Raw genomic sequence first — 25334 nt, 5'->3', positions numbered from 1 at the left:
TTATGACTAAAAAAATTACGCTACTGTTGCTTTTACTAGCAACGACTATCGGTTTTTCCCAAAACCAAATTACCGGTGAAATCACTGATAATGATGGAATTCCCTTAGGAGGAGTTAACGTACTATTACTTAATTCATCAGAGGGGACCATCTCTGATTTTGATGGGAAATACAGCATTGAAGCAACATCCCGTGATACGTTGGAATTTTCTTTCATGGGTTTTCGCACCCAAAGAATAGCTGTAAAAGATCAAACAATTATTGATGTTGTTTTAGCAGAAGATGCTTCCCAATTGAATGAAGTTGTGGTTACCGCTTTAGGAATTAAGAAAGAGAAAAAGGCTTTAGGCTATGCTGTTCAGGAAGTTGATGGGCAGCAACTGGAAAAAGCAAAAGAACCTAATTTTGTTAATTCCCTTACCGGACGGGTTGCGGGATTAAATATTCAAAACTCTACAGATTTATTTCAGGATCCACAAATTAGTCTGCGAGGGGCGAGTCCGTTATTAGTTATTGATGGTATTCCAGATCGTACTACCGATTTATGGAAGGTTAATTCTGATGATATCGAAAGCATAAGTGTTTTAAAAGGAGCTACAGCATCGGCATTATATGGATCGGTAGGGCGTAACGGCGCGATAATGATTACCACAAAAAAAGGAAAAAAAGGAAGACTTACGGTTACCGTAAATAATTCGACCATGTTCCAGCCTTCGTTTATAAAAGTTCCTGAGGTTCAAACCACTTATGGAAACGGAAATCAGGGTGTTTATGCCTACGTAAACGGAAGTGGCTCTGGAACTGAAGGTGGTGGCTGGATTTGGGGGCCACGCTTAGATCAATTAGATTCTAGCACTCCTAGTGGCTATTTTGAAACACCACAATATAATAGTGAAGTTAATCCAGATACCGGAGAACTTATTCCGTTACCGTATGTATCCAGAGGAGCAGATAATATCGAAAACTTTTTTAGAACAGGATTGATTCAGACTAATAATGTAAGCGTAGACTGGGGAAGTGAGAAAGCGAGTTTTAGAACATCTATCTCTAATGTTTATCAAAAAGGTATTGTTCCTAATACCGATTTAAATAATACGTCTTTTAACCTTGGCGGAAGTTTAAATCCTTCTGAAAACCTCTCGATAAATTCTGCATTGACTTACAATAAACAGTATACGGATAATTTTCCTGAAGTTGGTTATGGACCTACTAATTACCTGTATAACCTCGTGCTATGGACGGGAGTAGATGTGGATATCCGTGATTTAAGAAATTACTGGAGAGAAGGTGAAGTAGGATACCAGCAGCGTCATTTCAATGTTTCCTATTATAATAATCCTTATTTTCAGGCCTATGAATATCAGCGTGGATATAGTAAAGATAATGTCTTTGGAAATTTAAATATAGAATATAAACTTACTCCTCATTTAAGCTTAAAAGGTCGTGGAGGCACTAATGTTTATGGCTTAAACAGGACTTATAAGGAGCCCAAGAGTTATATTGGGTATGGTGCGCGTTCAAGAGGTAATTTTACGGTAGTTGATGCTACTTATTTTGATATTACTACTGATTTTGGTTTGAAATATGAAAATCAAATTGCAAATCAAATTGGGGGTTTCTGGGGGAATTGGCATATGTAAATTATTACCGTAAGTCTACCAACCATTCTACGGCTACAGATGGTTTAAATATTCCCGGATTTTACAATTTGGATAATAATGCTGGAGTCACCTTTATCGCCAGCAATAGGGAAGAAAAAGAGACTATTCACAGTTTTTATGGATTTGTAGATTTTGATTTTTATGATACATTTTATTTATCCCTTTCCGGGAGAAATGATAAAGTGTCTACATTACCAGAAGCTAATAATTCATTCTTTTACCCTTCTATATCCGCTTCACTGGTATTTACCGAATTGCTGAATACACCAGAATGGATGACATTTGGAAAAATAAGGGGTTCCTGGTCCCAGGTTTCTGAAGGTAAAATAGGGAATAATCCTTATAATCACATTCAGGCATACGACAAGGGAACCAGTTGGAATGGTACACCTTCTACCTATTTTGGAAATGAGCTTTTATCTTCCGACTTAAAACCCGAAACCTCTGATACCTGGGAAGTAGGTGTGAACGCCAGATTTTTACAGAGCCGTTTAGGAATAGATGTCGCTTATTACCAAACCAGGGATTATAATAATTTAATTTACAGTTCTATTTCCCAGAGTAGCGGATACAATAGTATTTTGTTGAATGGAGACGAATATAAGCGTCGAGGAATTGAAGTTGTACTGGACGGTACACCGGTAAAGACCAAAAATTTTAGATGGAATACCCAAATTAACTTAAGTCAGTATCGCAGATATCAGGAAGAAATTTATGGTGATCGTGAACAAACCGATGGATTTATTCGTGTGGGCGATCGTACAGATAAAATTTACGCAGGGGTATATCAAACCAATGAAGCGGGAGAGGTGATTTTTGAAAACGGCTATCCCGTATCAGATCCTTATTCCAGGTTTATTGGCTATAATGAGCCAGATCTTACTTATGGAATTTCAAATACCATATCTTATAAGAATGTATCCTTATCTTTTCTTTTTGATGGCCGTTTAGGCGGTTTAATGTATTCAACCACCAATCAAAAAATGTGGTGGGGAGGTACGTCACCAGGTACGGTTAATCAATATCGTGATGATGCCAATAATGGAGAAAGTACATTTATAGGAAACGGAGTTAAAGTAGTAGGAGGGAATGTTAGCTATGATGTTAACGGAAATATTTTGAATGATACCAGAACCTACGCTCCTAATGATGTTCCTGTAAACTACATCAACTTTATGCAGACCACCAGTAATGGTTATAATAAAAATTACCACTACTATAAAGAGGATTTTATTAAGCTTAGAGAGGTCACCTTAAGTTACAATTTTACAGAAAATATATTGTCTAAATTACCTTTTGATAATCTAAGCTTATCTTTTATAGGGCGTAATTTATGGCTTTCTTCTAAAATACCAAATGTAGATCCAGATCCCGGAAGGGATAATTTACAGGCACCGGCCACCAGAAGCATTGGTATTAACCTAAACGCAAAATTTTAAATCATGAAACGTATTATTGCTATTATCATATTATTGCTACTGCCACTTTTTTACTTTACCAGTTGTAGTAAAATTGAGGATTTGCAGGAAGACCCTAATCGGGCGACTTCGGTTAGTCCAGAATTATTATTAACCAACATACAAACAAAAGCATTTAATAATGTTAGTCTATCCAGTGCGCTTGCCAGTCGATATTTATCCTATACTAATGGCGTTAACTCTAATCAATATTATAATTGGCAGCGCTCGGGTTTTGGAAAGTATGACGATTTGAAACAAGTTAAAAAAATGATGGAAGAATCTGAAAAAGCAGGGATCGAGATTTATCAAATTCTGGGACGTTTTTTCAATTCCTATTTTATAATCGATCTTACCCGTACTTTTGGAGATGTGCCTTATACTGAAGCTGTTTTAGCTACTGAAGCTATTTATCAACCGGTGTATGATTCTCAAAAGAGTATTTATTTAAGCGTACTGGATGATCTAAAGTCGGTCTCTGATGCGTTAGCCGAAAATCAAGAACCTATTGTAGGGGATATTATTTTTAAGGGGAATAAATTAAAGTGGCGAAAACTTATTAATGCTTATTATTTAAGGGTATTGATGAGTTTATCCAATAAGACGGGAGATAGTGATTTAAATATTAGGTCAAGATTTCAGGAAATCATTAATAATCCGGCTCAATATCCTTTAATGACATCAAATTCTGATAATGGAGCTTTAAATTATTTTAATATTCAGGATAACCGTTATCCATATTTTAATGATAACGATTTACAAACAGCCTATTATATGGAACAAAATTTTGTCGATAAATTGAAAGATTTTGAAGATCCACGATTATTTAGGTTTGCAGAACCTAAACCAACTGCGGCTGATGATGATATGAATGACTTTGAATCCTACGGAGGATTGAAGGGTAGTGAAGATTTAAATATAAATACTTCAAAAGCTGTTTCGGGAGAAGCGAGTAGGATTGCAGAGCGATATTTTTTCGATCCCGTTAACGAGCCTAGCATTTTAATGAGCTACTGGGAGCAGGAATTTATTATTGCTGAAGCTGCGGTACGTTCCTGGATTGCTGTAGATCCTGAAACACATTATAGAAATGGAGTAGCGGCTTCTTTTGATTTTTTCAAGACACCAATGCCTGAAGATTATTTTGATAATGATCGTATTGATTTAGATGCTGGTAATGAAATTCAAAAGATTTTGGAGCAAAAGTATATTTCGATGTTTATGAATACCGGGTGGCAAATATTCTTTGAACAACGTCGCACTGGATTTCCAGAATTCAATACTGACGGAGCAGGGATTTTAAACAACGGAAGAATTCCTAAGCGTTGGATGTATCCAATGGATGAAGCAACAAATAACGCTGAGCATCTGGAGGAAGCCATTAACCGACAATTTTCTGAAGGTGATGATATCAATGCCCAAATGTGGTTGCTTAACTAAAATAAATGATCTTCGCCAGGTTTAAATAGTAATGATGAGGTGCTGTTTCGATAACTGTCGGGATCAGAGCATTTAATTTTTAAACTCAGGTTGATAATTGCATAAAAACAGGAAGCTTAATGCTTCCTGTTTTTTTATAGCGGTTTGGATTAAGTGGCTCTCTAACATTTTTAATTGTATTGATAAGAGTAAAATTTCTTGAGTTTTTTAATGAAAGCTTTTATAGAAACTACTGCCTGCGTTTTATAAATTCAATCACCTCATTAGAGCTTATCGGTAAAATATTACCATTTTTTTGAATGTATTGCCATTGTCCGTTTTTACCAAACATGAGGGGGAAATTGAATTCTGCAGTATTGCCATAAGGACGATAGGAACTAAACGGGTTAATATCATAGTTTGGGGGTAAAAGCTCTTTTCCAGACGCTGAAATCAATCCAAACTTTCTGTTTATTTCGGTGATGAAACCATTCCCATTAACCTCAGGGAAAACACTATGGTATACAGGTTTTACTAAAATCTTTCCATCAAAGTCGGCAAAACCAATTAATTTTCGATCTGAAACAGCATCTTTTTTAAAGAGTGGGAAATAATTTCGATACTGAAGATCATAAACCGTGGAAGCATTATCGGGCTCGTATATTGGAGGAACAACAAGTTCTCCTTGGCTATTGGCATATCCGTATTTTAGTTGGTCCTGGTCATTTTTAGCAAATACTGCGAATTGGCCATTGTTTAGACGAATGATTTTACTCATCATATTATCCAATAATAGTTTTCCTGTTTTTACATCATATAGATTTGTTCCTTTTTCATTTTCTACTATTAAAATAGGATAATTTTCTATGGTGCTCACCTTTTGGAAGGCTAATACCTCTTTTTCTTGCTTTTGGGCATTCCAGAGTAAATAATCACCATCTTGTTGCTGCAATAAAAAGTTTTGCTGGTAAAGCTGTTGTATGCTTTGGTATTGTAATGGAAGTATTTCCTTGCCTTTGGTGTTAAAAATTCCATAAGCAGGTTTATTATTTTTCTGGTTTTTGATAACCATGATCAGCTCTGGATTATGGGAAATTTTGCTCATGTTATCATAAATATAGGGAATTATGACTTTTTGTTGCCTGATATCATATAGGCCGGTTTGAGTTTCTTTATCCTTACGCAGTATAGCCATATCTTTTCCGAGAAAACTAATATCAGTATAAGAAGGAGATAGTTTTTCTTCACCATTGATCGTATAATAGCCTATTTTATTATTTTTTACGACTTGTACCAACTGCGGAGGAAAATCACTATCATAATACGCCTGATCTTTATGATAAACTCGCACATTGTCAAATATGGGAGGGATCAGTGCGCCAGTTTCAGGAAAAAATAGGCCCTTAAGTTCATTATTTTTTATTTGAAACACAATCTTTTCATTTCCTTCAGCAGTTTGTCGGATGATTTCGGTGATTTGCTTGTATTTTATGGGGAGTAATTCTTCATTTTCTTTAGTTAATACGCCATATTTGCCATTTTGCTTGATGTAGAAATAATCACCTATCTGGATAATTCGTTCCCGATAGATAGGGGGAACAATAGTTTTTCCAAGGGTATCGAGAATACCGTATTTGCCATCTTTCTTTACAGAAAGGTAAGCCTCGTTTTGAAAGCTAGTATACAAAGCTGATATTTCATCATATTCGAAATCAGAAATTTGTACGCCTTGTTTATTAACTATCGCTTGTTTGTCGTTCTTTTCGACAATGAGTACTCCGTTTATAATTTCCAGGGAATTAAACTCAGAATCATCAAACTCTTTACTTGAAGGAATATTTATAATAAGATTATTACCCTCTTTTTTAAATGAAGCGACCCACTGGTCACTTCGCATATTAGAATGCGCATGATCATAGTTAAAAGGAATTAATATATTATTATTAAAATCGATAATTCCCCACTTACCATTTTTCTTGGCATAAATGTAAGATGACTTATGACCACAACCACCACAATAGTCAATATCATCATAGGCGATTGGGATGATTAACTTATCGGTTTTGCTATCATAAACACCCCACTTATTTCCTTTACTTACATCAAAGTACCTGTTGGTTAAAAATCTTACTTCTTCAAATTTTAAGGGTAATAACTGGTTCCCCCAACTATCTGCAAAGGTCATTTTTTGTTTTCTATAAAGTGAGAGATAGCGTTTATAATGAAATTGAATTAAATCGTAGACTATTGGAATAATTTCTTTTCCTTTATCATCAACCAACCCGTAGGAATTTTTATTGCTAACAATTTTTAACAAGCGGTCTTGGTTTTTGCGTAAACTAACATAGCCGGCGCCGGTTGGAATAATACTGTCTATGGGATGATATTCATCTATAATAGTATCGAAAATACGCTGTCCGGTGGTATCGATATAGAAATTTGTACTATCATTTTCTACATGGGCAAATCCTCTTTCAAATACAGATGATTTAGAATATACCATCGTATCTAAACCTGGGGTTTTTCCTTTTCCAGGTTTTACCGTAGTATTTATTTTTTTAGGTAAAGAGCAGGACTCAAAACAAATTATAAGAAATACAAAAAATACAATCTGAATTCTTTGAACTGGTTTTAATAGGATGCGTTTATACATTTTGTTGAAGCAAATTTCCATCAATTCTATAGTTTCATTTTTTTAATATACCAAACCGCTTATACAGAAGTTTATAACTATTCCATAAAAATATTATAGCTATGCTAATAATCCAGATCCAGTAGCCTGAAGCATAACCTGTTATTGGACTATAATGTCCGGCTTCGTTTATGATGATACGGTCAAAAGTCATAAATAAAAGGCCTGTTGATAAGGCAATTCCGCTTAGTATCCACGAGAGTACTGGAAACTTTTTAATGACAATCCAAGACAAAAATATAAAGGGATTTGCTAACCAGCAGATCAGGGCACCACCCATTACAAAGCCTATTGTTCCAAGAATAAAAGATCCTATAGCATCTGCACAATTATCTTCTATACAGTAGCTTTTAAAGCATAGCGAAGCTATGAATAACCCCGCACTTAGTATGACGACATGCCTGTTCAAAAGAGACCTTGGTTTTTTCAATTTGATTATCAATTTAGAGTATCCGGAAAATGATCATAGCCAATGATGCTTTGTATATATTATGCAATGTAGCGGAATAAATAAAGGGCCACATCCCTGAATTCCGTGAAAATGAAAGGATCTCCAGGCATAACTTATTTTAAGCCTTTAATAAAAAGTCTATCAATTAGTCGGTAGTAATGTGTAGCATTAAAAATTACCTTCAATTTATAGTTCAATTTGGCTTAAAGTTCAAAGATCAGACTGTTGTGATTTTAGCTTTTTTCTGTTGTTTTTTCAGAATTAAAAAAGTAGAATAAAAAATAACCAAAACCAGCGGAATGCCAACACCTAAATAGCGTATGGACATATCGAAGGTACTCGCGATCTCTCCTGAAGATGATATTAAAAAACTTATGATAGAGGTTATAATATAAAGCAATCCGCCAATTAAACCTCCTGCTATCCCTGCATTGCTCGGGAAATAGATCATATTCTGTGTAAAGTAATTGGTGAAAATAAAGCCCGATACAATATGGATCAAAAATGCAAAAATGATTAAAAGATATAACTGGTCTAATTGAGCAGCAGCGATCACAAATAGAACAAGTAGTATGATTTGTGTAAAAGCCGATACTTTTAATTTTCTAGAAAAGTTTTGTTTAGAAAACGTCTTGCTTATAATTCCCCCTATCATCCAGGAAATTCCAAGAATAAGCGTGCAGTAGCCGGTGGTTACAGCATTAAAACCAAAGTGATGTTCTACCACAAATGGGCCGGCAATATTAAATACCATAACGGTAGAGTAGGCCATTCCCAAAATTAAAATCCCAAATACAAAGGCTTTGTTTTTAAGCATAACCATATAAAGCATCGAAGTTTTTTTCAGGTTAAATTTCTTTACATTTCTAATGGTTTCTCCGCTAAAAAATAATTCAGCTATAAATAAAGCTCCTGCATAAATAGCGAGAAAATAAAAATTGGCCTGCCATGCAAATAAACTCTCTAAATAGCCACCAAGAAAGGGAGCAATTATAGGTCCGCATGACCAAACGATAGTAAAAAAGCTTAAAAAGTACTTCCGTTTTTCTTCATCGTAAAGATCTACAAAATAGGCTCTTTTTGCCACAACGATAAACGAAGTTCCTAATCCCTGTACGATTCGCCAAAAGCAGATGAGCCAAACCTGATCTGTCCAGGTAATCGCGAGACTGCTAATGATTAAAGCAATTAAAGAAAATAATATTGGTTTATAACGGCCTAGACTATCTAAAATACTACCTACAACTAATTGGGCAAAACCGTAGCTTAAAAAGAAACAGGTTAATGTAAGCTGAATACTTTTTTCAGAAACCGAAAGGTTTTGTGCCATTGATGGAAAGGAAGGCAAATAAATATCGGTCATGAATCCTGATAGGGGAATGGTAAAAAAAGTGATGACTGTAGCGATTTGTTTTCGGTTCTCTGAGGCTTGTCTTAAATGCATTGGTTGGGGTTAAGAGTGCAACAAATAAAAGCTTAATTTTTGAGGTTTGAGTCGAAATTTATAGAGCGGTCTTTCAGTTCTTTTAAAAAATATAATTACATGCTTATTTGAGATGTTGAATATTCCAAATCTTTGTGTTGGTATCATTCTTTGGGAACTTTAAGAGGTCGCTACGGCAGAATGTTGTTTTGGTAATCGTAATAGCAGAGTTTCTTTATTATTTATAGCAGCTGAAGTGTGATTAGTCCTCATTGAGGGTTTAATTTTACGATGTTCTTGATTTTAAAATTTCAGTAATTACGTATTTAGCTTTTTATAATATTAATAATTAATTATGTTAAAATTAACTTTTTACTTGAATGTGTGGAATTATTGTATTTTCTTGGCTAAAACGATTAACTAAAATATTTTAGTTGATTTTATGTTAATTTTAAAACTAACTAAGCATGGAAAAACAATTACTCTTACAAAAAGGGTGGAAAGCAAGTTTTAACAAAATCTGTGGTTTTAAGGATAATGCTTTACTGCAGATTCCTAAAAGCGCGTTATTACTTCTTTTTTTAATGACTCTGAATGTCCAGAATTTTTATGGACAGGGAACGATTACTGTTTCAGGTACGGTGACAGATAACAATTCGATGCCTTTACCGGCAGTTTCGGTAATGGAAAAGGGAACACAAAATGGAACGCAAACAGATTTCGATGGTAATTATACCATTACGGTGAAAGAAGGAGCGACATTAGTATTCACTTATGTAGGTATGAATCCCCTGGAACAAGCTGTAGATGGAAGATCCGTTCTGGACGTATCCATGAAAAACGATCTACAATCATTAGATGAGGTGGTTCTTGTAGGCTATGGTAAACAAAAGAAAATTAGTGTAGTAGGGGCACAATCTACTATAGAGCCGGCCGAACTACAACAACCGGTCGCTAATTTGTCCACAATGCTGGCGGGAAGAGTTGCCGGTTTAACCGGTGTACAACGTTCGGGGTTATCTGGTTATGATGGAGCAGATATCTGGATTAGAGGAATTAGCAATATTAGCGGTGGTAATGCTCCACTAATATTGGTGGACGGAGTGCAACGTTCTTTAGATAACCTCGATCCTCGGGATATCGAGTCTTTTACAGTATTAAAAGATGCATCTGCCACTGCTGTTTATGGTATACGAGGAGCAAATGGAGTGATCTTAATTGAAACAAAGAAAGGCGAGTTGGGAAAACCTCAAATATCTGTAGATTATAATGAAGGGATTTCCACCTTTACCCGTATGCCAGATTTAGCTGATGGGGTAATGTATATGGAACTTGCTAATGAGGCCTTAACCACTAGAGGCCAACCGGCCAGATATACTCAGGAAACAATAGAACGGACAGCGAATAATTATGATCCGTTATTGTATCCTAATGTGGACTGGTTTGAAGAAATATTCAATGATTTTGGTCGTAATCGTCGTATTTCCACTAATGTAAGCGGAGGGGCAGAAGCTGCCAAGTATTATATTTCTATCGGTTATTATGATGAAAAAGGAATGTTTACAACTGACGGCTTGGAAGATTATGATTCGAATACAAAATATAAAAGATATAATTTCACCTCTAACCTTACGGTAGATATTACGTCCACAACAAAAGCACACTTGGGAGTGCAAGGATATATCTCGGATGGTAACTATCCCTACTGGCCTACATTTAATGGTAATAATCCGTCTGGAACAGGAGCGAATTCTGTTTTTACTCAGGCAATGCTCGTTCCACCTGTTGAGTATCCTGTGTTATATCCCGGAGGGTATGTTCCCGGAATAAGTCCGAATGGAGATTTACGAAACCCTTACGCTGATGTTACAAAACGTGGTTATCGCTCTGAAAATAAAAACCAGTTATATTCTAACTTAAGATTAACCCAGGATTTAAATTTTTTAACCGATGGCCTGTCTTTAAGCGGCTTATTCTCCTTCGATGCGTTTAATCAGCATTATATTATTAGGAGTAAGCGAGAAAGTACTTATTATGTTAATCAGGAATATCCTTATACTGAAGATGGTGAAATTATTCTTAATGAGACTTTTGAAGGGGGGAACTTTTTAGGTTATAGCAGGGAAAACGGAGGAAATCGCCGATTTTATCTGGAAGCGAGTTTAAATTACGACCGCAATTTTGGTAGACACCAGGTAACAGGTTTATTATTATTTAACAGAACCGACTTTGTTGATGCTTTCGCTGGAGATTTTGTAGGGTCTATACCTTATAGGAATCAGGGACTTGCGGGTAGGGCTACTTATTCTTATGATAATCGATATTTCGTGGAAGCTAATGCCGGTTATAACGGTTCAGAAAACTTTAGTCCAAATGATCGTTACGGTTTTTTTCCTTCATTAGCCTTTGGTTGGGTATTATCCAATGAGAAATTTTTTGAGTCTATATCAAATACTATTAATTATTTTAAAATAAGGTATTCTGATGGTTTGGTGGGTTCGGCTTCTGGAGCAGGAAGGTTTGCTTATTTAAGTCGGGTAGAAACCGGGGAGGACGGCTATAGTTTTGGAGAAAATGCAGGAACTTCTTTTGGAGGAATAGCCGAAACCTATCAAGGCGTTAATGTAACCTGGGCAGAATCCAGAAAACAAGATTTAGGGATTGAAATTAATGCTTTTGAAAACAGCTTTAAATTAATAGTTGATGTCTTTAGAGAACGCAATAAGGGAACATTTCTACAACGTTCCGACGTTCCTGGTTATATAGGGCTTGTTAGTGATCCTTACGGGAATTTAGGTGATAGTGAAAATAAAGGCTTTGATGGAACAATAGAATATAACAAAACCTTTAACGAATTAAGCCTGAGCTTTAGAGGAACCTTCTCTTATAATAAAAATAAAGTAATCGAAAACGGAGTACCGCAACAACCCTATCCATGGCTCGATCGCAGAGGTTCTGGGTTACTGGCGCGTTGGGGATATGTGGCCGAACGTTTATATACTTTGGAAGATGACACTGACGGAGACGGATTTATTACCCCTAATGATGGAGAAGGAATTTCGGAACAGTTCGGCCAAATTATGCCGGGAGATATAAAATATAAAGATCTTAATGGTGATGGTCGTATAGATGCGTACGATCAACAACAAATCGGTGAAGGGGATATTCCTTATCTCACCTACGGTTTTGGTTTAAGTGCACAGTATAAAGGTTTTGATGCAAGTGTGTTTTTCCAGGGACAAAATGCAGCGGATATTCAGATTAGAGGCATAGGATTACAACCATTCTCGGGAGATGGTGGTCGTGGTAATTTGTTTGCAATTGCTGAAGACCGATGGACTCCAGAAAATGATAATCCATACGCCACTTTTCCCCGGCTTTCTTATGGATCTTCCGGAGTGGGGCAAAGTAATAATACTCAGGTAAGTACCTGGTGGCAGAGAGATCAAAATTTTCTAAGAATTAAAACTGCTGAAATTGGATATACTTTACCCAATACTATTTCAGAAAGAATAGGTCTGGGAAATGTAAGATTTTATCTGAGAGGAACTAACCTGCTAACCTTTACTAATTTTGATTTATGGGATCCAGAACTCAATACTGATAATGGTACAGGACACAACGGAGGCCAATATCCCAACGTATCGGTAGTATCCTTGGGTACAAACTTTAGATTTTAATTCTAAAATCGAGGAATTATGAGCGTAACAAAATCTAAACTTATTAAAATGAAATATACATTAAGACTTTTACTATTTATGTTATTGATCTCCTGTAATGATGATTTTTTGGATCAGGTGCCGGATGATCGCCTAACATTTGAAGCAACATTTGCAAAACGAGTGAATGTAGAATCGTATTTAGCGAATATTTATAGCCGTATTCCTAATGAAATGGCTCAACGATATACTACCACAGAACATTCTGGGCCCTGGACAGGAGCCTCAGATGAAGCCGAATATGTTTGGTCCTTTCACATGGGGAATTATTTAAATATAGGGGATTGGAACGCCACAACAGGCAATGTTAACTCGCTTTGGTCCAATTTCTATCGGGGAATCAGAGCCTCTTCTACTTTTATCGAAAATATAGATAAATGTCAGGATTGTCCACCAGACCGTGTCGAGCGTTTTGTGGCTGAAGCTAGAATATTACGTGCTTTTTTCTATTATAATCTCATACGTTCGTGGGGGCCAGTTGTACTTATTGGTGATCAACCTATATCACCGGATGCAGATCTTGAAGGTTTAAACAGGAATACCATGCAGGAATGCGTAGACTATATTGTTTCTGAACTTGATGCAGCAGCCAATAGCCTTGATGGTGTCGCTTTTAAAGGACAAAATGCAGGAAGGATGAGCCGTCCTTTTGCACTCGCCATAAAAGAGAAAACTTTATTGTTGAATGCAAGCCCATTATTTAATGGAAATACCGATTATTCAGAATTAGTAAACGAAGAAGGAACTTCATTAATAGATCAGTCTGTCCAAACCTCTAAATGGCAGCAGGCTGCAAATGCTTCCAAAGCATTTATAGACGAATTCGTTCCAGGAACCTTTCAGTTATTCAGAAAAAATGATAATACTGGATCATTTAGCCCTTACCTTTCTACCCGGGATGTAATGTTGGAAGACTGGAATGAAGAAATTATTTATGCAAGAACGCGAGGAACAATTTATTATCATTACGATGTTACGCCTTTACATTCAGGAATTAGTAATAGTGAAGTAAAGGGTGCAGGTGGATTAAGTGCTACGCAAGAGATGGTCGATGCTTATTTTATGAGTAATGGACGATCAATCGACGATCCCAATTCTGGTTTTATGGAAACTGGTTTTTCTGATTTCAGAGCTCCTTATGACTTTACACAACGATCAACCTATAACCAGTGGGTAAACAGGGAGCCTAGATTTTATGTGGGGATAACCTATAACAATAGCTTATGGCTTAATACTACCTCTGTGGGCAATATCATTACAGAGACTTGGTATAATGGTAACTCTGGACGTGCAGCAGGAGGAAACGACTATCCTCCTACTGGATATATTGTGCGTAAAAATATGATTACGGGAGCGAGATCAAATCAAAACCGAACTATACCTATGTTAAGACTGGCTGAAATCTATTTGGATTATGCCGAAGCTTTAAATGAAGTAGATCCCGGTAACCCAGATATTCTTATTTATCTAAATGCGATTAGGGAACGAGCAGGAATACCTGGTTATGGTGAAGGAGGTATAGCAGTTCCTGGTACTCAGGATGCCATGCGCGAAGCCATTCATAAAGAGCGAAGAGTAGAGCTAGCCTTTGAAAGTGTAAGATATTTTGATGTAAGACGCTGGAAAAATGGTGAATTGTATTTCGATGGACCTGCTCATGGTCTTGATATAAACGCGGAAGAAGAAGCTAATTTTTATAATGAAGTCGTTTTTGAGAATAGGATATTTAATCAAAGACATTATTTATGGCCTATTCCTCAGGACGAAATCAATGCAAATCCTGCTATTATGCAAAATCCAGGATGGTAAGTTTTAAGTTTGAATTGAGTTAGTTTATTCACAAAGGCTCTTTCCCACGTGTATTGCGTGGGAGGAGACTTAAGTGCGGATAACTCTACTAAAATATTTAAAGATGAAAATAATAAAATTAGTGATGGTTCTTTTTTTTGTCAACTTCCAAGTAAATGCTCAGGAAGTTGAGGAATATTCTAAAGACAATCTTAGGATTACTTTTAAAAATTTTGATTCCACATTAAAAGAGGGAACCGAGGATAAATTTGTTTCTACCGTATTTACAGTTTATCCAAAGCTTTTAAAAGATTTTAATCCAGGTGCCCAAAAGCATATTACCATTAATATCGATACTTCTTACACAGGTGTGGCTTATGCTTTTAACGGAGAAATAACAGTAAGTAGCCGGTGGTTAAAACAAAAACCAACTGATATTGATCTTATCACGCACGAGGTGATGCATCTTATTCAGTCATACCCACAGGGTGGTGGGCCAGTTTGGCTTTCTGAAGGTGTAGCAGATTATGTGCGATTTAAATATGGAGTGGATAATCCGGGAGCCGGATGGTCTTTAACCGATTTTAATGAAAATCAAAGTTATACCAATAGTTATCGGATTACCGCCAGATTTTTAGTTTGGTTAAGTGAAAATTACGATGATGCTATTGTTTATAAACTAGACGAACAAATGAGATCTAAAACATACTCAGAGGATTCTTGGATAAAACTTACGGGTAAAGGGATAGATTCTTTGTGGGATCAATATTCAAAAAATCCTGAAATTTAATATGATCAAATTTCCATACCATATTGTTTTCTCTGTTTTAACGCTATTTTTCTTTATGAATTCATGTTCCTCAAGTGAGCATGAAGTATCACCTGAAGATGATCGCGAGGAAGCAGAAGAAACAGTTGAAGAAGTACAAGACGATTATGCAGCTCCAGCTATGTGGCAGGAGCATTGGTTTGATCATACAGAGTTAGTTCAACTGGTTTACGAAGATGATGATCTTGCATTGTATTATGATAGTGAAGTGGACCGTTCGATTACATGGCCTAATACTACATTTTCAGATGTATGGGAGTATGTGAAAACCGTATACGGTTCTTATGGCCAAGATAAAAAGTTATATGCCATATTACATACCAATAAATACTCTGGAGGGCATCCCTCAACATTTATGGACGAAAGTCATGACTTTAGAAATGTTGTAGACTGTGGGCCTTATACATGGCAAGAAGAAGATCCAGATTTAGGTTTAAGCATGATGATCCATGAAGTAGGCCATATTGTTGAAGGTGCTACCAACGGCATTCAATATAATCCGGCATGGGATATTTGGGGGGACAGTAAATGGGCAGAGATTTTTGTATACGATGTTTATAGAGGAATAGGAAAAGAAGAGTTCGCCAAACATACCTATGATGATTTTATGAATAATGTAGATGATTATCCTCGTCCAGGTACGATGTGGTTTAGAAATTGGTTTTATCCTATCTACTCAAATTATGGAGAATCTGCATTGCTGAATAATTTTTATGATCTACTAGCTGATCATTTTCCAACAAATGCTGCTCACAACAGATTTTCACGAAGAATGAATATGGGAGAGTTTATTCATTTTTGGAGTGGCGCTGCGAATCATAATCTTAAGGAACAAGCAACGATCGCTTTTGGCTGGAGCTCAATTTATGAAGAGCAACTTACCAAAGCTCGTGAAGATTTCCCTGAATTGGATTATGAATATTCAGAAACTCCAGAAGAGAATCAGCCGATAAATTTTGCTTTAGAAGGTACCTTAAACGTAAGTGCTGAAAATTTAAATGGAGCAGATGCTCCGGAAGGATCTTTAAAACTTACGGATGGTTTACTAAGCACTAAATTTTTTCTAAGACCGTATTCTGATGATTTCCAGGCGATTTTATCTTTTGAAGAGACTACTACTGTTAATGCTTATGCAATTTCATCTGCTAATGATTTTGCAGAAAGAGATCCTAAAAGCTGGGAGTTGTTAGGTTCTTTAGACGGAGAAAACTGGGAGAGCATTGATGTGCAAACAGATATAGCTTTTGAGGAACGTTTTCAAAATAAAATTTTTCAATTCGATCAGGATATGAACTATTCTTATTTCAAATTGAAAATAACGGAGAATGCAGGTAGTACCGATCTACAAATAGGTGAATGGAGCCTATTATACATTAATGACTAAAATGATAATTAACTTTTTACTATAGAGTTATGAAAAAAAATACTTTTAAAATACTTCTTGGTTCCTTACTTATGGTGGGGATCACTTCCTGTGAAACAGATGATAGTAGTATCGTTGAAGGAATGCCAGATGCTGTTGTAAATACAGATGGGGCAAATGCTCCGGCCAGAGGATTTAATGAAAACTGGTTTGGCCATGAAGAGTCTTTAAATCGACAATATTATGAAACAAACGTTGCCGTTTATTACGATGATTACGTAGATAGGGCTATAGATTGGCCTTTCCTATTTACCCAGAATGTTTGGGATAATGCTATAAGTGCTTACAACAATGTAGGTAATAATATTTTATATGCTGTTTTTCATACAGGAGTAACAGATCGGGCAGAATTTTTAACAGACTTTGAATCTGATGTAAATGGAGGAGTTATTGATATTCCTTTAAATGATGCTGAAATGGAAGAAGAGAAGACTACGCTAATTATTTCACAAATAGGAAAGCTGGTTGAATATTCGGCTAAAGGTGTTGAAGGCTCTCCAGCAGAAGATTTATGGATGGACGAATTCAATAAAATCTTTGTATACGATACTTACTTAAATATCGATATGGAAGCTGAAGCGACCACCGTAAAAGATCGGTACTCAACTACCCAAATTAACGGTGTATACTGGTTTAGGGATTGGTTTCTGCCAGTTTACGAAACTTATGGAAAAACTTCTTTTTTGAATAATTTTTATAATATTACTTCTCAAAACTTTCCCAAAGATGGGGATCGTTATGCAAGAAGCATGAATTTAGGAGAATTTGTTCACTTTATGAGTGGTGCGGCTGGAGAAGATCTTCAACCTATAGCTGAGAGCGCTTTTAACTGGACAGAAGATGTAGAGAACGAATTATTGCAGGCTCGTGTTTCATTTCCTGATTTAGCCTATCCTTTTGAGGCTGTCTCGCAACTTCGCGATGTTACAGTTGGAGCCAGTATCACCGTAAGTAAAGAAAATGGAAGCGGGGCAGGAGCAAATGAAGGATCTCCAAAATTGATTGATAATGATACCAATTCTAAATACCTTACAGGAAATGTTCAAAATATAATTGGGGAAAGTGATTTTTGGTTACAACAGCAACTTACCGCACCAGAGCCCGTTAATAAGTATACCTTAACTTCTGGAAATGATGCGCCCTCTAGAGATCCTAATGCCTGGCAACTTTTAGGCTCTAATGACGGTACTAACTGGACGGTATTGGACGAAAAATCCAACGTAACTTTCTCTGATAGAAATCAAACAAGAGAATTCGATTTTGATAATGATATAAGCTATTTATACTATAGATTGAATATTACAGGATATAATGGGGATTATAATTTTCAGTTAAGTGAATGGAGATTATTAGTACTCGAAACACTTACCGCCCCAGAGCCAGTAGATTATACCGTAAATGCAACGATTACTGTAAATAATGAAAACACCAGTAATCCTGATGAGACTTCTGCAAGCTTGATCGACGGTGATACAAATTCAAAATACTTAGCTTTTGATTTTGAATCTGGACTTTGGATGCAACAGGAATTGCCTGAAGCAAAAATAGTGGTGAGGTATACTCTAACTTCTGGTGATGACGCTCCATCCCGGGATCCCGCTTCATGGACGATTTCCGGATCTAATGACGGAGAGAATTGGGATGAATTAGATAGCCGTACAGATCAGTCATTCGAAAGCAGAAATAAAACTAAAGAATTTAATTTCTCTAACGATACTGCTTACACCTATTATAAGTTAACTGTATTAGATATATATGGTGATTCCTCAATTTTCCAAATGAGTGAATGGCGACTTATCGGTCTGGAGTAAATTAGTCCTGCTTATTTTTCGAATCCCCGGAAGTTTTTCCGGGGATTTTTATTTACGGGTTTCCCGTAATTATTCTACGGTTTAATTTCAAATACCTGAAGTATAGTAGGTTAAATTTGAGTAATAATTAAAAACCTACTTTTATGAAATTAAAAAAACTACCACTCGTTTTGATGGCAACTGGATTACTGTTTGCTTCATGTCAAAAAGAAGATGCAACTCCAGAAACTCAGGAACTGCTTAATAATGAAGCTCCGGCTTCACAACAAGTTTCCAAAGAGATCATAGAGAAAGTTGCCAACCTAAACCTTAATTCCGATTACGTAGAGCCCTTTGAGCTTGTCTTACCAGGAGGTAAAAAGGAAGCTTCCTTTTTAATCGAAAATGATATTGCAATATCTGAAGAGCAATTGAATAAATTAAGTTCAGCAGATATTACCTCTAAACAATATCGTACATATAATTTGGTCAATAGCCCAAGAACCATAAATATTATAGGCTTTACCGGTACAGGCTATGGTCAGAATCTTTCCTCTAAAATGCGTGAGGCATTACAAAGGGCTGTAGCGAATTATAATGCTTTGGATATGGGGCTAACTTTTACACTTACCTTTGGTACTGATTACGATGCTTATGATATTGTAGTATATAAAAATTCCAATGGACAGGCCGGTGGTGTTGCCGGATTCCCTTCAGGCGGAAATCCATACAAATGGGTGCAAATCTTTTCGGGAATGGAGAATTACAGTACCGCAACAAATGAGCATGTGATGACACATGAAATCGGTCATACTCTTGGTTTAAGACATACCGACTGGTTTTCCAGACAAAGTTGTGGGCAAAGCGGAGAGTCTGCTGATCCGGATGGAGCAGTGCATATCCCAGGAACACCTACAGGTTATGATCCAGATTCAGTTATGCTTGCCTGCTTTGGTGCAAACGAGAGCGGAAACTTTGGATACTATGATATTATTGCACTCGAATATCTTTACTAAACATGTTTATTATTGTTAATTTTTAGTTAGTTCTAGAACACCCGGTAGGAACTCAATTTTCTATTCAATTACCCATATCTACCTTTTAAATATTAGGCAAGCAGCCTAAAGCCGGGTGCTCTATATACTCTTTTCTCTTCTCACAAAGACTTCTTATAACTTCTCCTATGGGGGAGAGTTACCTGAATTAGATAAACTAATTTAAACAAACCACACATGAAAAATTTATTTACACTTTTCACCTTTGGGGTTTTACTGGCAACTACATATTCCTGTGAACCCGAATCCTTACCTCAACCAGAAGCTACACAACAAACTGAAATTATTGATCTTGAAGAAACCTATTCTGACGATTTTACGGGTCGCGAAGAAAATGAACAGGAAAGAAGAGACCCACCGGAAGAAGATGTAGAAGAATAGCCAAAGTTAGGGCGTTGATAATTGATAATAAATTCTTAAATTGATCAACGTCCAAATTTTAATCGTTCACTATAAGCAACACACTTCATAATTTGGGCTTTAAACCATCAAGTTTTGAAGAAGAATTTATTTTTTATAGTAATTGTTTTATTGATATTATCCTGTAGGCAACATCAATCTACAGATGAAAAAATTTCTGCTAAAGATGTCAGGATATCAGATGATTTTAAAAATGATTCATTAGATATCACATTACGTAAAAAGAACCTCGCAACCTTTTTACAGCAAACGGCAATATTAAAAAACGATACTCTAAAAAAGAAAAATTATCTCCAGGCGTCCTACTATGGTGCGGCTATCGATTCGGCCTTGTTTTTAACGGCCAATACGAAAGCGATTAAATACGCTAGAAATTTAAAGGATAGTATAGGACTGGCAGGCGCTTTTTGGGATCGGGGCTTCTTTTTTTCTGAAATTGGCGGTTATCGGGAAAGTTATAATGCTTATCAAGAAGCAAGTGATCTTTATCTTGCCAAAGATAAACCTATTAATGCTGCAAGATTGCTAATTAATATGGCTATCCTTCAGACAAACGTTAAAGATTATGTGGGAAGCGAAGTGACCACTATTCGAGCACTTAAGGTTCTTAAACCTGTAGGTGCTAAGAAATATATTTACCGTTGTTATAATAACCTTGCCGTGGTTTATAATCAGATGAATGATTATGAAAATTCACTTACCTACCATACAAAAGCTTATGAAATTCAGCAGGAATTAGGTGATAATACTTATCAAAAGGCATCAACCTTAAATAATATCGGAGTAGTTTATGAGAATATGGCGCGTTATCAGGATGCGTTAAAAGCCTATGCCGCAGCTTTAAAATTTTCTAAACTAATTGAAAAAGAACCACAGCTTTATGCAAAGATTATTGATAATAAAGCTTTTGCAGAATTTAAGATAGGAAAAGAAGGAAATCTTCCCGAAGACTTTTTTAAAGCCTCGCATCTTAGGGAGTCGATTGATGATGAAAACGGATTAATTTTTTCGAGTATGCATCTTGCTGAATACTATGAAGATAAAGACCCGAAAAAAGCCCTGAAGTATACTGAAAAAGCAAGAATGTTGGCAGAGCGAAAAGGAAATGTACATGGATTGTTAGAATCTTTGCGATTACAGGCAAGATTAGATAAAGGTCGTAGTTATGATCACCTGGAACGCTATATTTCCCTTAAGGATAGCCTGCAAAAAGAAGAAAGGGCAGCCCGTAATCAATTCGCCCGGATTAGATATGAAACAGATGAATTTATTGCCCAAAATGAATATCTAAGTGCGCAACGAAAATGGATAATATTAGGTTCAGCGTTCTTATTAATCATTTTGATATTAGGATTTGTGGTTCGCCATCAAAAAATAAAAAACAAACAACTGAAATTAGAAAAACAGCAACAAAAATCCAACGAGGAGATCTATAACTTATTAATTGATCAACAAAATAAACTGGAAGAAGGTCGCCAAAAAGAAAAAAAACGTATTGCAGCCGAATTGCACGATGGTATACTGGGTAAAATATTTGGTATTCGTCTTATTTTAAGTAGTTTGAACAATAAAATAGATAAGGAATCGATAAAAGTTCGTGATAATTATATAAACGAGTTAAAGCGACTTGGGGAAGAAGTAAGAAGTATTTCTCATGATCTTGACGCCAATATTTTTGATTCACGATCTGGGTTTATAAGCTTGGTGAACGAGCTGTTAAACGAGCAGTCTATTTTAGGTAAATTTGAAGTCGTTTTAAACAACGACAGCGCTATAGAATGGGATAAAATAAGCAGCAAGATCAAAATTAATTTGTTCCGTATTATGCAGGAATCTACCTATAATGTGACTAAATATGCCAATGCAAAACAGGTTGTAGTGATCTTTAGAAAACAGGAAAATATGCTTTTGGCAATGATAAAAGACGATGGGCATGGCTTTGACGTAAAGGCCAATGTTAAAGGTATTGGTTTAAAGAACATGCAATCCAGAGTACAAAACCTTCATGGTAAAATAAATTTTAAAAGTGGCCGGGAAGGAACTATTATTAAAATAGAGATACCAATAAACCAAAATAGGAAAATATGGCTAAGCGCTTAAAAGTGTTAATTGTAGACGATCATCCCATCATCATCGAAGGCTATAAAAGTACACTACAATCTTGCGAATTTAACTTGTTATTGCACACGGCTAATACCGTCGATAGTGCTCTACATCAAATCAATCAGGCAGAAAAATGTTTTGATATTATTATTCTTGATATAAAAATACCGGCTTCTAAAGATGGAAAAATAATTTCTGGGGAAGATTTAGGAGTTAGGATTCGCCAAATAGCGCCAGGGTCTAAACTGATAGTGCTTACGATGTTTAATGAAAAATACAGGTTACAGAATATTCTAAGAAGCATAAATCCAGAATCCCTAATGATTAAAAGTGATGTGGGATCAACAGAGCTTTGTTCGGCAATTTCATCTATTAATAGCGGAATTCCTTTTTACAGTAAAACGGTTCGCGAACTGTTTAGAACACAAATGACACAAAATATTACATTAGACGAAAATGACCGTAAAATTTTATATTATCTGTCGAAAGGAACCAAAACCAAGAACCTGGTAGATTACATACCCCTTTCTCTGGCTGCAATAGAGAAGCGGAAACGAAATATTAGAAAAATCTTTGGAATTGAAGAATCTGGAGATAAGCCTATTTTAGACAAAGCGGCAGAGTACGGTTTTCTATAAGCGGATTCATTAATTAATCTAAAGCGTTTTTTGTAACCCAGGTTTTCCATCCAATTATTGCCATTTGCAATTTATTGGCTTTTGCCAAATCTAATTCCTTTTTAGAATAACTGGGCAGTACTTTTTTGTTGAGTTTTGCTAAGGTTTTAAACAACTTCTTTTTCATTTTTGGTCAGTTTATTTCAAAGATATTAAAATATTGACTCTCAATAAAAAAGAAGTTATTGTAAGCTTCACCTGATATTCAAAATTAACAGGAACCAAGGCTGGTGTTAATTAAAAACCATTTTTATACAGGTACAACGTGCTTTTTAGTGAATTTACTATTCAGGTTTTTGATTCGTAATTTTAAAATCATCGCTTTCAGTATCCATAATCATATAAATTGTTTCGACATGATCGCTACTGTTAGAAGAGCTATAGGTAACGTTCCATGAGGAAGAACCAGTATGTTTAGCTTTCATCTTAATACTGTTGATCATGCCATCAGTATTTCGATGTAATTTTTTAATATCTACTTCAATATCATATTCTTTTTTAATCAGGGCAATCATTTTATTAATCGCTGCATCGGTCTCATAATGATGAATAGTATATACGAAGACTTTAGTAGCAGATTGCCCAGGTAATTCTCGCTTAAAATCTATGGTGTAAACTTCCACGACACCATATACTGCATTTTCATCTTTATATTTAGCAGCAGCCTTTTTGCCTTTTATGACATAAACAGCTTTAATATTTTCAGGTTGTATCTGCTTAAATTCTTTCAAAGAAACTACTTTACCATTCAAAACATATAAAGGTCGATTACCATCTATGACTGCAGAGTCATTTATTCGAATAAATTGTATTGGATTTGACTTTTTACGAAGGAGAGCATTAGAATCTTCAACTTTAGTAGTAAAAAGTTTCACACCGTGTTCGGACACTCTGGACCCGTAGAGCGCTTTAGCTTTATCGCCTTGTATATAGGTGATATTTTCAATATTTTCCTTCTTTAAATGCTGAAGAAAGGATTTGTCTTTTTTTGGAACACCATTTAAAACATATAGGGTATCCTTCAGTAATTTAGAATAACTAACAATTTTAACCTTTTCATCATTTTGAGTGGTTTTAGAATTATTTTCCTCAATTGTCTCAGAAGAAACTGTTTTGCTCTGAAGGGGTTGTACAGAACTTTGTTCTTTCTGCAGTGTAATTATTTCGGGTTTCTTTCTTGAGGTAATCCTTAAAAACTGAAGATTAATAGCTTCCTCTTGTTTATCCAATTCTCTCAAATATCCTTGGAAATCTTCGATCAATTCAGCATTGGATAATAGTACAGCACCATCTTTTCCTTTTTTACCAAATTGCTTTTCTGCAGTTTTCGGTTTTATTACCTGAATAGATTTAAACACTACGGCGTTTCCTGTAATTTCAGATTTTGTATAGGTTTTGTGATCTAAAATATATAGCGCGTTCTCACCCAAAATCTCAAAATCTTTTGATCGTATTGGTAATTTTGCATTTTCATTTTCTTCATAAGATACTTTTCCAGAAATACTGTTCTTTTTTAGCGTATCGTTTAATTGCGAGATCTTTTCAGTAGAAGAATGAAGAGAAATATTTTCAGTTTTTAAATTAAAACTGTATAAAAACAAGCATAAAACTGGAATGACTAAAAGGGGTTTCCATTGGTTGTTTTTCTTTTTCGATTTGTTTAGCATAATAATTCGTTTTTTGATAAATGATTGATAAAATTGATTGGTCATAGCCGGTTGTAAGCCTACGGTGGCCATAACCAAAGCTTTTTGATAGTCTTGTTTACTAGCGATACTTGCTACGGCATCTTGATCTGCTAAAAATTCCAGGTTTTGGATTATTGCTTTTTTATAAAGCCATATAAAAGGATTAAACCAAAACGCAATGCTTAATATAGATGCAAAAATTACATCTAGAGAATGCCATTGTTTTGCGTGAATTTGCTCGTGCTTTAAGATTAATTTCAGGTGTTTTTCGCGATGTTTATCAGGATTGAAAACAATGTATTTAAAAAATGAAAATGGCTTAATATTCTTAGTAGTACGAACCAGCTTTAAAGTTTTGTAGCGTTTCTTTTTGCCGGAATTTATAAGATTTTGAAGACTATATAACTGCAATAAAAACTTAAAAACCATAACCACTAAACCTAGGAAATAAACATAAAAACCGATCTGCCACCAATCTATAGGTTCTTCGTTCACCATGTTATCCTGCGGGGTGAATTGAGTAAAAGCTATATATGGCACCTCATTAGTTTCAACTGCTATATATTCTTTCTGCGTAAAGTAAATAAATGGAAGCACTACCGAGCTTACTAAACCAACCATTAGGAACTTACGATTTTGCATAAAACTTGTTTCCTGTTTCAGTAAAATGAGGTAGGCAAAATAAAATATTCCGATTAATGCAGAAGATTTTAAAAGGTGGAGCAGTAATTCTTGCATA

General features: G+C 35.6%; 17 protein-coding genes. 12 read left to right on the top strand and 5 right to left on the bottom strand.

All coding sequences use genetic code 11. The features are described 5' to 3' along the window. The first annotated feature begins 2 nt into the window (after nt 1–2). Genes ZPR_RS23730 through ZPR_RS15070 form a run of 3 tightly spaced genes read left to right on the top strand, consistent with a single transcriptional unit; the run spans nt 3 to nt 4558 of the window. Nucleotides 3–1640 carry a carboxypeptidase-like regulatory domain-containing protein gene (locus tag ZPR_RS23730; RefSeq protein WP_013072590.1) on the top strand — a complete coding sequence of 546 codons (1638 nt, stop codon included), beginning with the start codon at nt 3–5 and terminating at the stop codon, nt 1638–1640. Next, complete coding sequence (locus tag ZPR_RS23725; RefSeq protein WP_013072589.1) at nt 1628–3100, top strand: TonB-dependent receptor domain-containing protein; 1473 nt, start codon at nt 1628–1630, stop codon at nt 3098–3100. The genes ZPR_RS23730 and ZPR_RS23725 overlap by 13 nt, the downstream gene beginning before the upstream one ends. A 3-nt stretch (nt 3101–3103) precedes the next feature. Continuing rightward, entirely contained in the window at nt 3104–4558 is a 1455-nt protein-coding gene (locus tag ZPR_RS15070) for a SusD/RagB family nutrient-binding outer membrane lipoprotein (RefSeq protein ID WP_013072588.1), read from the top strand. Between the two features lie 229 nt (nt 4559–4787). Here the strand turns inward: ZPR_RS15070 and ZPR_RS15065 are convergent, their stop codons facing one another. From ZPR_RS15065 to ZPR_RS15055, 3 genes are all read right to left on the bottom strand, one after another. Beyond that, on the bottom strand, nt 4788–7190 hold the full coding sequence (locus tag ZPR_RS15065) for a WG repeat-containing protein (RefSeq protein ID WP_041578974.1): 2403 nt from the start codon (nt 7188–7190) through the stop codon (nt 4788–4790). Between the two features lie 34 nt (nt 7191–7224). Then, a complete protein-coding gene (locus tag ZPR_RS15060) occupies nt 7225–7659 on the bottom strand; it encodes a hypothetical protein (RefSeq protein WP_049771456.1) in 435 nt (144 codons plus the stop codon). A gap of 238 nt (nt 7660–7897) precedes the next feature. Continuing rightward, nucleotides 7898–9124, bottom strand: a complete 1227-nt coding sequence (locus tag ZPR_RS15055) for an MFS transporter (RefSeq protein ID WP_013072585.1) — start codon at nt 9122–9124, stop codon at nt 7898–7900. 446 nt (nt 9125–9570) lie between these two features. Here ZPR_RS15055 and ZPR_RS15050 point away from each other — a divergent pair, with 446 nt between their 5' ends. The 9 genes from ZPR_RS15050 to ZPR_RS15010 all read left to right on the top strand — a co-directional run bounded on the left by ZPR_RS15050 (nt 9571) and on the right by ZPR_RS15010 (nt 22868). Then, on the top strand, nt 9571–12783 hold the full coding sequence (locus ZPR_RS15050) for a SusC/RagA family TonB-linked outer membrane protein (RefSeq protein ID WP_013072584.1): 3213 nt from the start codon (nt 9571–9573) through the stop codon (nt 12781–12783). Between the two features lie 18 nt (nt 12784–12801). Then, entirely contained in the window at nt 12802–14631 is a 1830-nt protein-coding gene (locus ZPR_RS15045) for a RagB/SusD family nutrient uptake outer membrane protein (RefSeq protein WP_013072583.1), read from the top strand. A 103-nt stretch (nt 14632–14734) separates the two neighbouring features. Continuing rightward, a complete protein-coding gene (locus ZPR_RS15040; protein WP_041578973.1) occupies nt 14735–15400 on the top strand; it encodes a basic secretory protein-like protein in 666 nt (221 codons plus the stop codon). A 1-nt stretch (nt 15401) separates the two neighbouring features. Further along, a complete protein-coding gene (locus tag ZPR_RS22620) occupies nt 15402–16823 on the top strand; it encodes a discoidin domain-containing protein (protein ID WP_013072581.1) in 1422 nt (473 codons plus the stop codon). A 29-nt stretch (nt 16824–16852) separates the two neighbouring features. Next, nucleotides 16853–18673, top strand: a complete 1821-nt coding sequence (locus ZPR_RS22615; protein ID WP_049771455.1) for a discoidin domain-containing protein — start codon at nt 16853–16855, stop codon at nt 18671–18673. A gap of 143 nt (nt 18674–18816) precedes the next feature. Then, nucleotides 18817–19668, top strand: coding sequence for a M57 family metalloprotease (locus ZPR_RS15025; protein ID WP_013072579.1), 852 nt, complete (start codon nt 18817–18819; stop codon nt 19666–19668). Between the two features lie 216 nt (nt 19669–19884). Further along, nucleotides 19885–20088: a hypothetical protein gene (locus tag ZPR_RS15020; RefSeq protein ID WP_013072578.1), complete on the top strand. Its 204-nt coding sequence runs from the start codon at nt 19885–19887 to the stop codon at nt 20086–20088. 114 nt (nt 20089–20202) lie between these two features. Next, nucleotides 20203–22227 (top strand): tetratricopeptide repeat-containing sensor histidine kinase, encoded by a 2025-nt coding sequence (locus ZPR_RS15015; RefSeq protein WP_013072577.1) that lies wholly within the window; start codon nt 20203–20205, stop codon nt 22225–22227. Continuing rightward, nucleotides 22212–22868 carry a response regulator gene (locus tag ZPR_RS15010; RefSeq protein WP_013072576.1) on the top strand — a complete coding sequence of 219 codons (657 nt, stop codon included), beginning with the start codon at nt 22212–22214 and terminating at the stop codon, nt 22866–22868. Before ZPR_RS15015 ends, ZPR_RS15010 begins: the two co-directional genes overlap by 16 nt. A 13-nt stretch (nt 22869–22881) precedes the next feature. Here the strand turns inward: ZPR_RS15010 and ZPR_RS15005 are convergent, their stop codons facing one another. After that, nucleotides 22882–23034 carry a hypothetical protein gene (locus tag ZPR_RS15005; RefSeq protein ID WP_013072575.1) on the bottom strand — a complete coding sequence of 51 codons (153 nt, stop codon included), beginning with the start codon at nt 23032–23034 and terminating at the stop codon, nt 22882–22884. A gap of 157 nt (nt 23035–23191) precedes the next feature. Continuing rightward, nucleotides 23192–25333, bottom strand: coding sequence for a M56 family metallopeptidase (locus tag ZPR_RS22610; protein WP_013072574.1), 2142 nt, complete (start codon nt 25331–25333; stop codon nt 23192–23194). Nucleotide 25334 lies beyond the last annotated feature (1 nt).

This window comes from Zunongwangia profunda SM-A87, from assembly GCF_000023465.1.
In the GTDB taxonomy this organism is placed as follows: Bacteria; Bacteroidota; Bacteroidia; order Flavobacteriales; family Flavobacteriaceae; genus Zunongwangia; species Zunongwangia profunda.
This window is presented reverse-complemented; position numbering and strand designations above follow the sequence as displayed.

Bases quoted from the DNA above. Each gene is read 5' to 3' on its own strand.
- ZPR_RS23730 (WP_013072590.1), top strand. From the start codon at position 3: ATGACTAAAAAAATTACGCTACTGTTGCTTTTACTAGCAACGACTATC.
- ZPR_RS15070 (WP_013072588.1), top strand. From the start codon at position 3,104: ATGAAACGTATTATTGCTATTATCATATTATTGCTACTGCCACTTTTT.
- ZPR_RS15065 (WP_041578974.1), bottom strand. From the start codon at position 7,190: ATGTATAAACGCATCCTATTAAAACCAGTTCAAAGAATTCAGATTGTA.
- ZPR_RS15055 (WP_013072585.1), bottom strand. From the start codon at position 9,124: ATGCATTTAAGACAAGCCTCAGAGAACCGAAAACAAATCGCTACAGTC.
- ZPR_RS15050 (WP_013072584.1), top strand. From the start codon at position 9,571: ATGGAAAAACAATTACTCTTACAAAAAGGGTGGAAAGCAAGTTTTAAC.
- ZPR_RS15045 (WP_013072583.1), top strand. From the start codon at position 12,802: ATGAGCGTAACAAAATCTAAACTTATTAAAATGAAATATACATTAAGA.
- ZPR_RS15040 (WP_041578973.1), top strand. From the start codon at position 14,735: ATGAAAATAATAAAATTAGTGATGGTTCTTTTTTTTGTCAACTTCCAA.
- ZPR_RS22620 (WP_013072581.1), top strand. From the start codon at position 15,402: ATGATCAAATTTCCATACCATATTGTTTTCTCTGTTTTAACGCTATTT.
- ZPR_RS22615 (WP_049771455.1), top strand. From the start codon at position 16,853: ATGAAAAAAAATACTTTTAAAATACTTCTTGGTTCCTTACTTATGGTG.
- ZPR_RS15025 (WP_013072579.1), top strand. From the start codon at position 18,817: ATGAAATTAAAAAAACTACCACTCGTTTTGATGGCAACTGGATTACTG.
- ZPR_RS15020 (WP_013072578.1), top strand. From the start codon at position 19,885: ATGAAAAATTTATTTACACTTTTCACCTTTGGGGTTTTACTGGCAACT.
- ZPR_RS15010 (WP_013072576.1), top strand. From the start codon at position 22,212: ATGGCTAAGCGCTTAAAAGTGTTAATTGTAGACGATCATCCCATCATC.
- ZPR_RS15005 (WP_013072575.1), bottom strand. From the start codon at position 23,034: ATGAAAAAGAAGTTGTTTAAAACCTTAGCAAAACTCAACAAAAAAGTA.
- ZPR_RS22610 (WP_013072574.1), bottom strand. From the start codon at position 25,333: ATGCAAGAATTACTGCTCCACCTTTTAAAATCTTCTGCATTAATCGGA.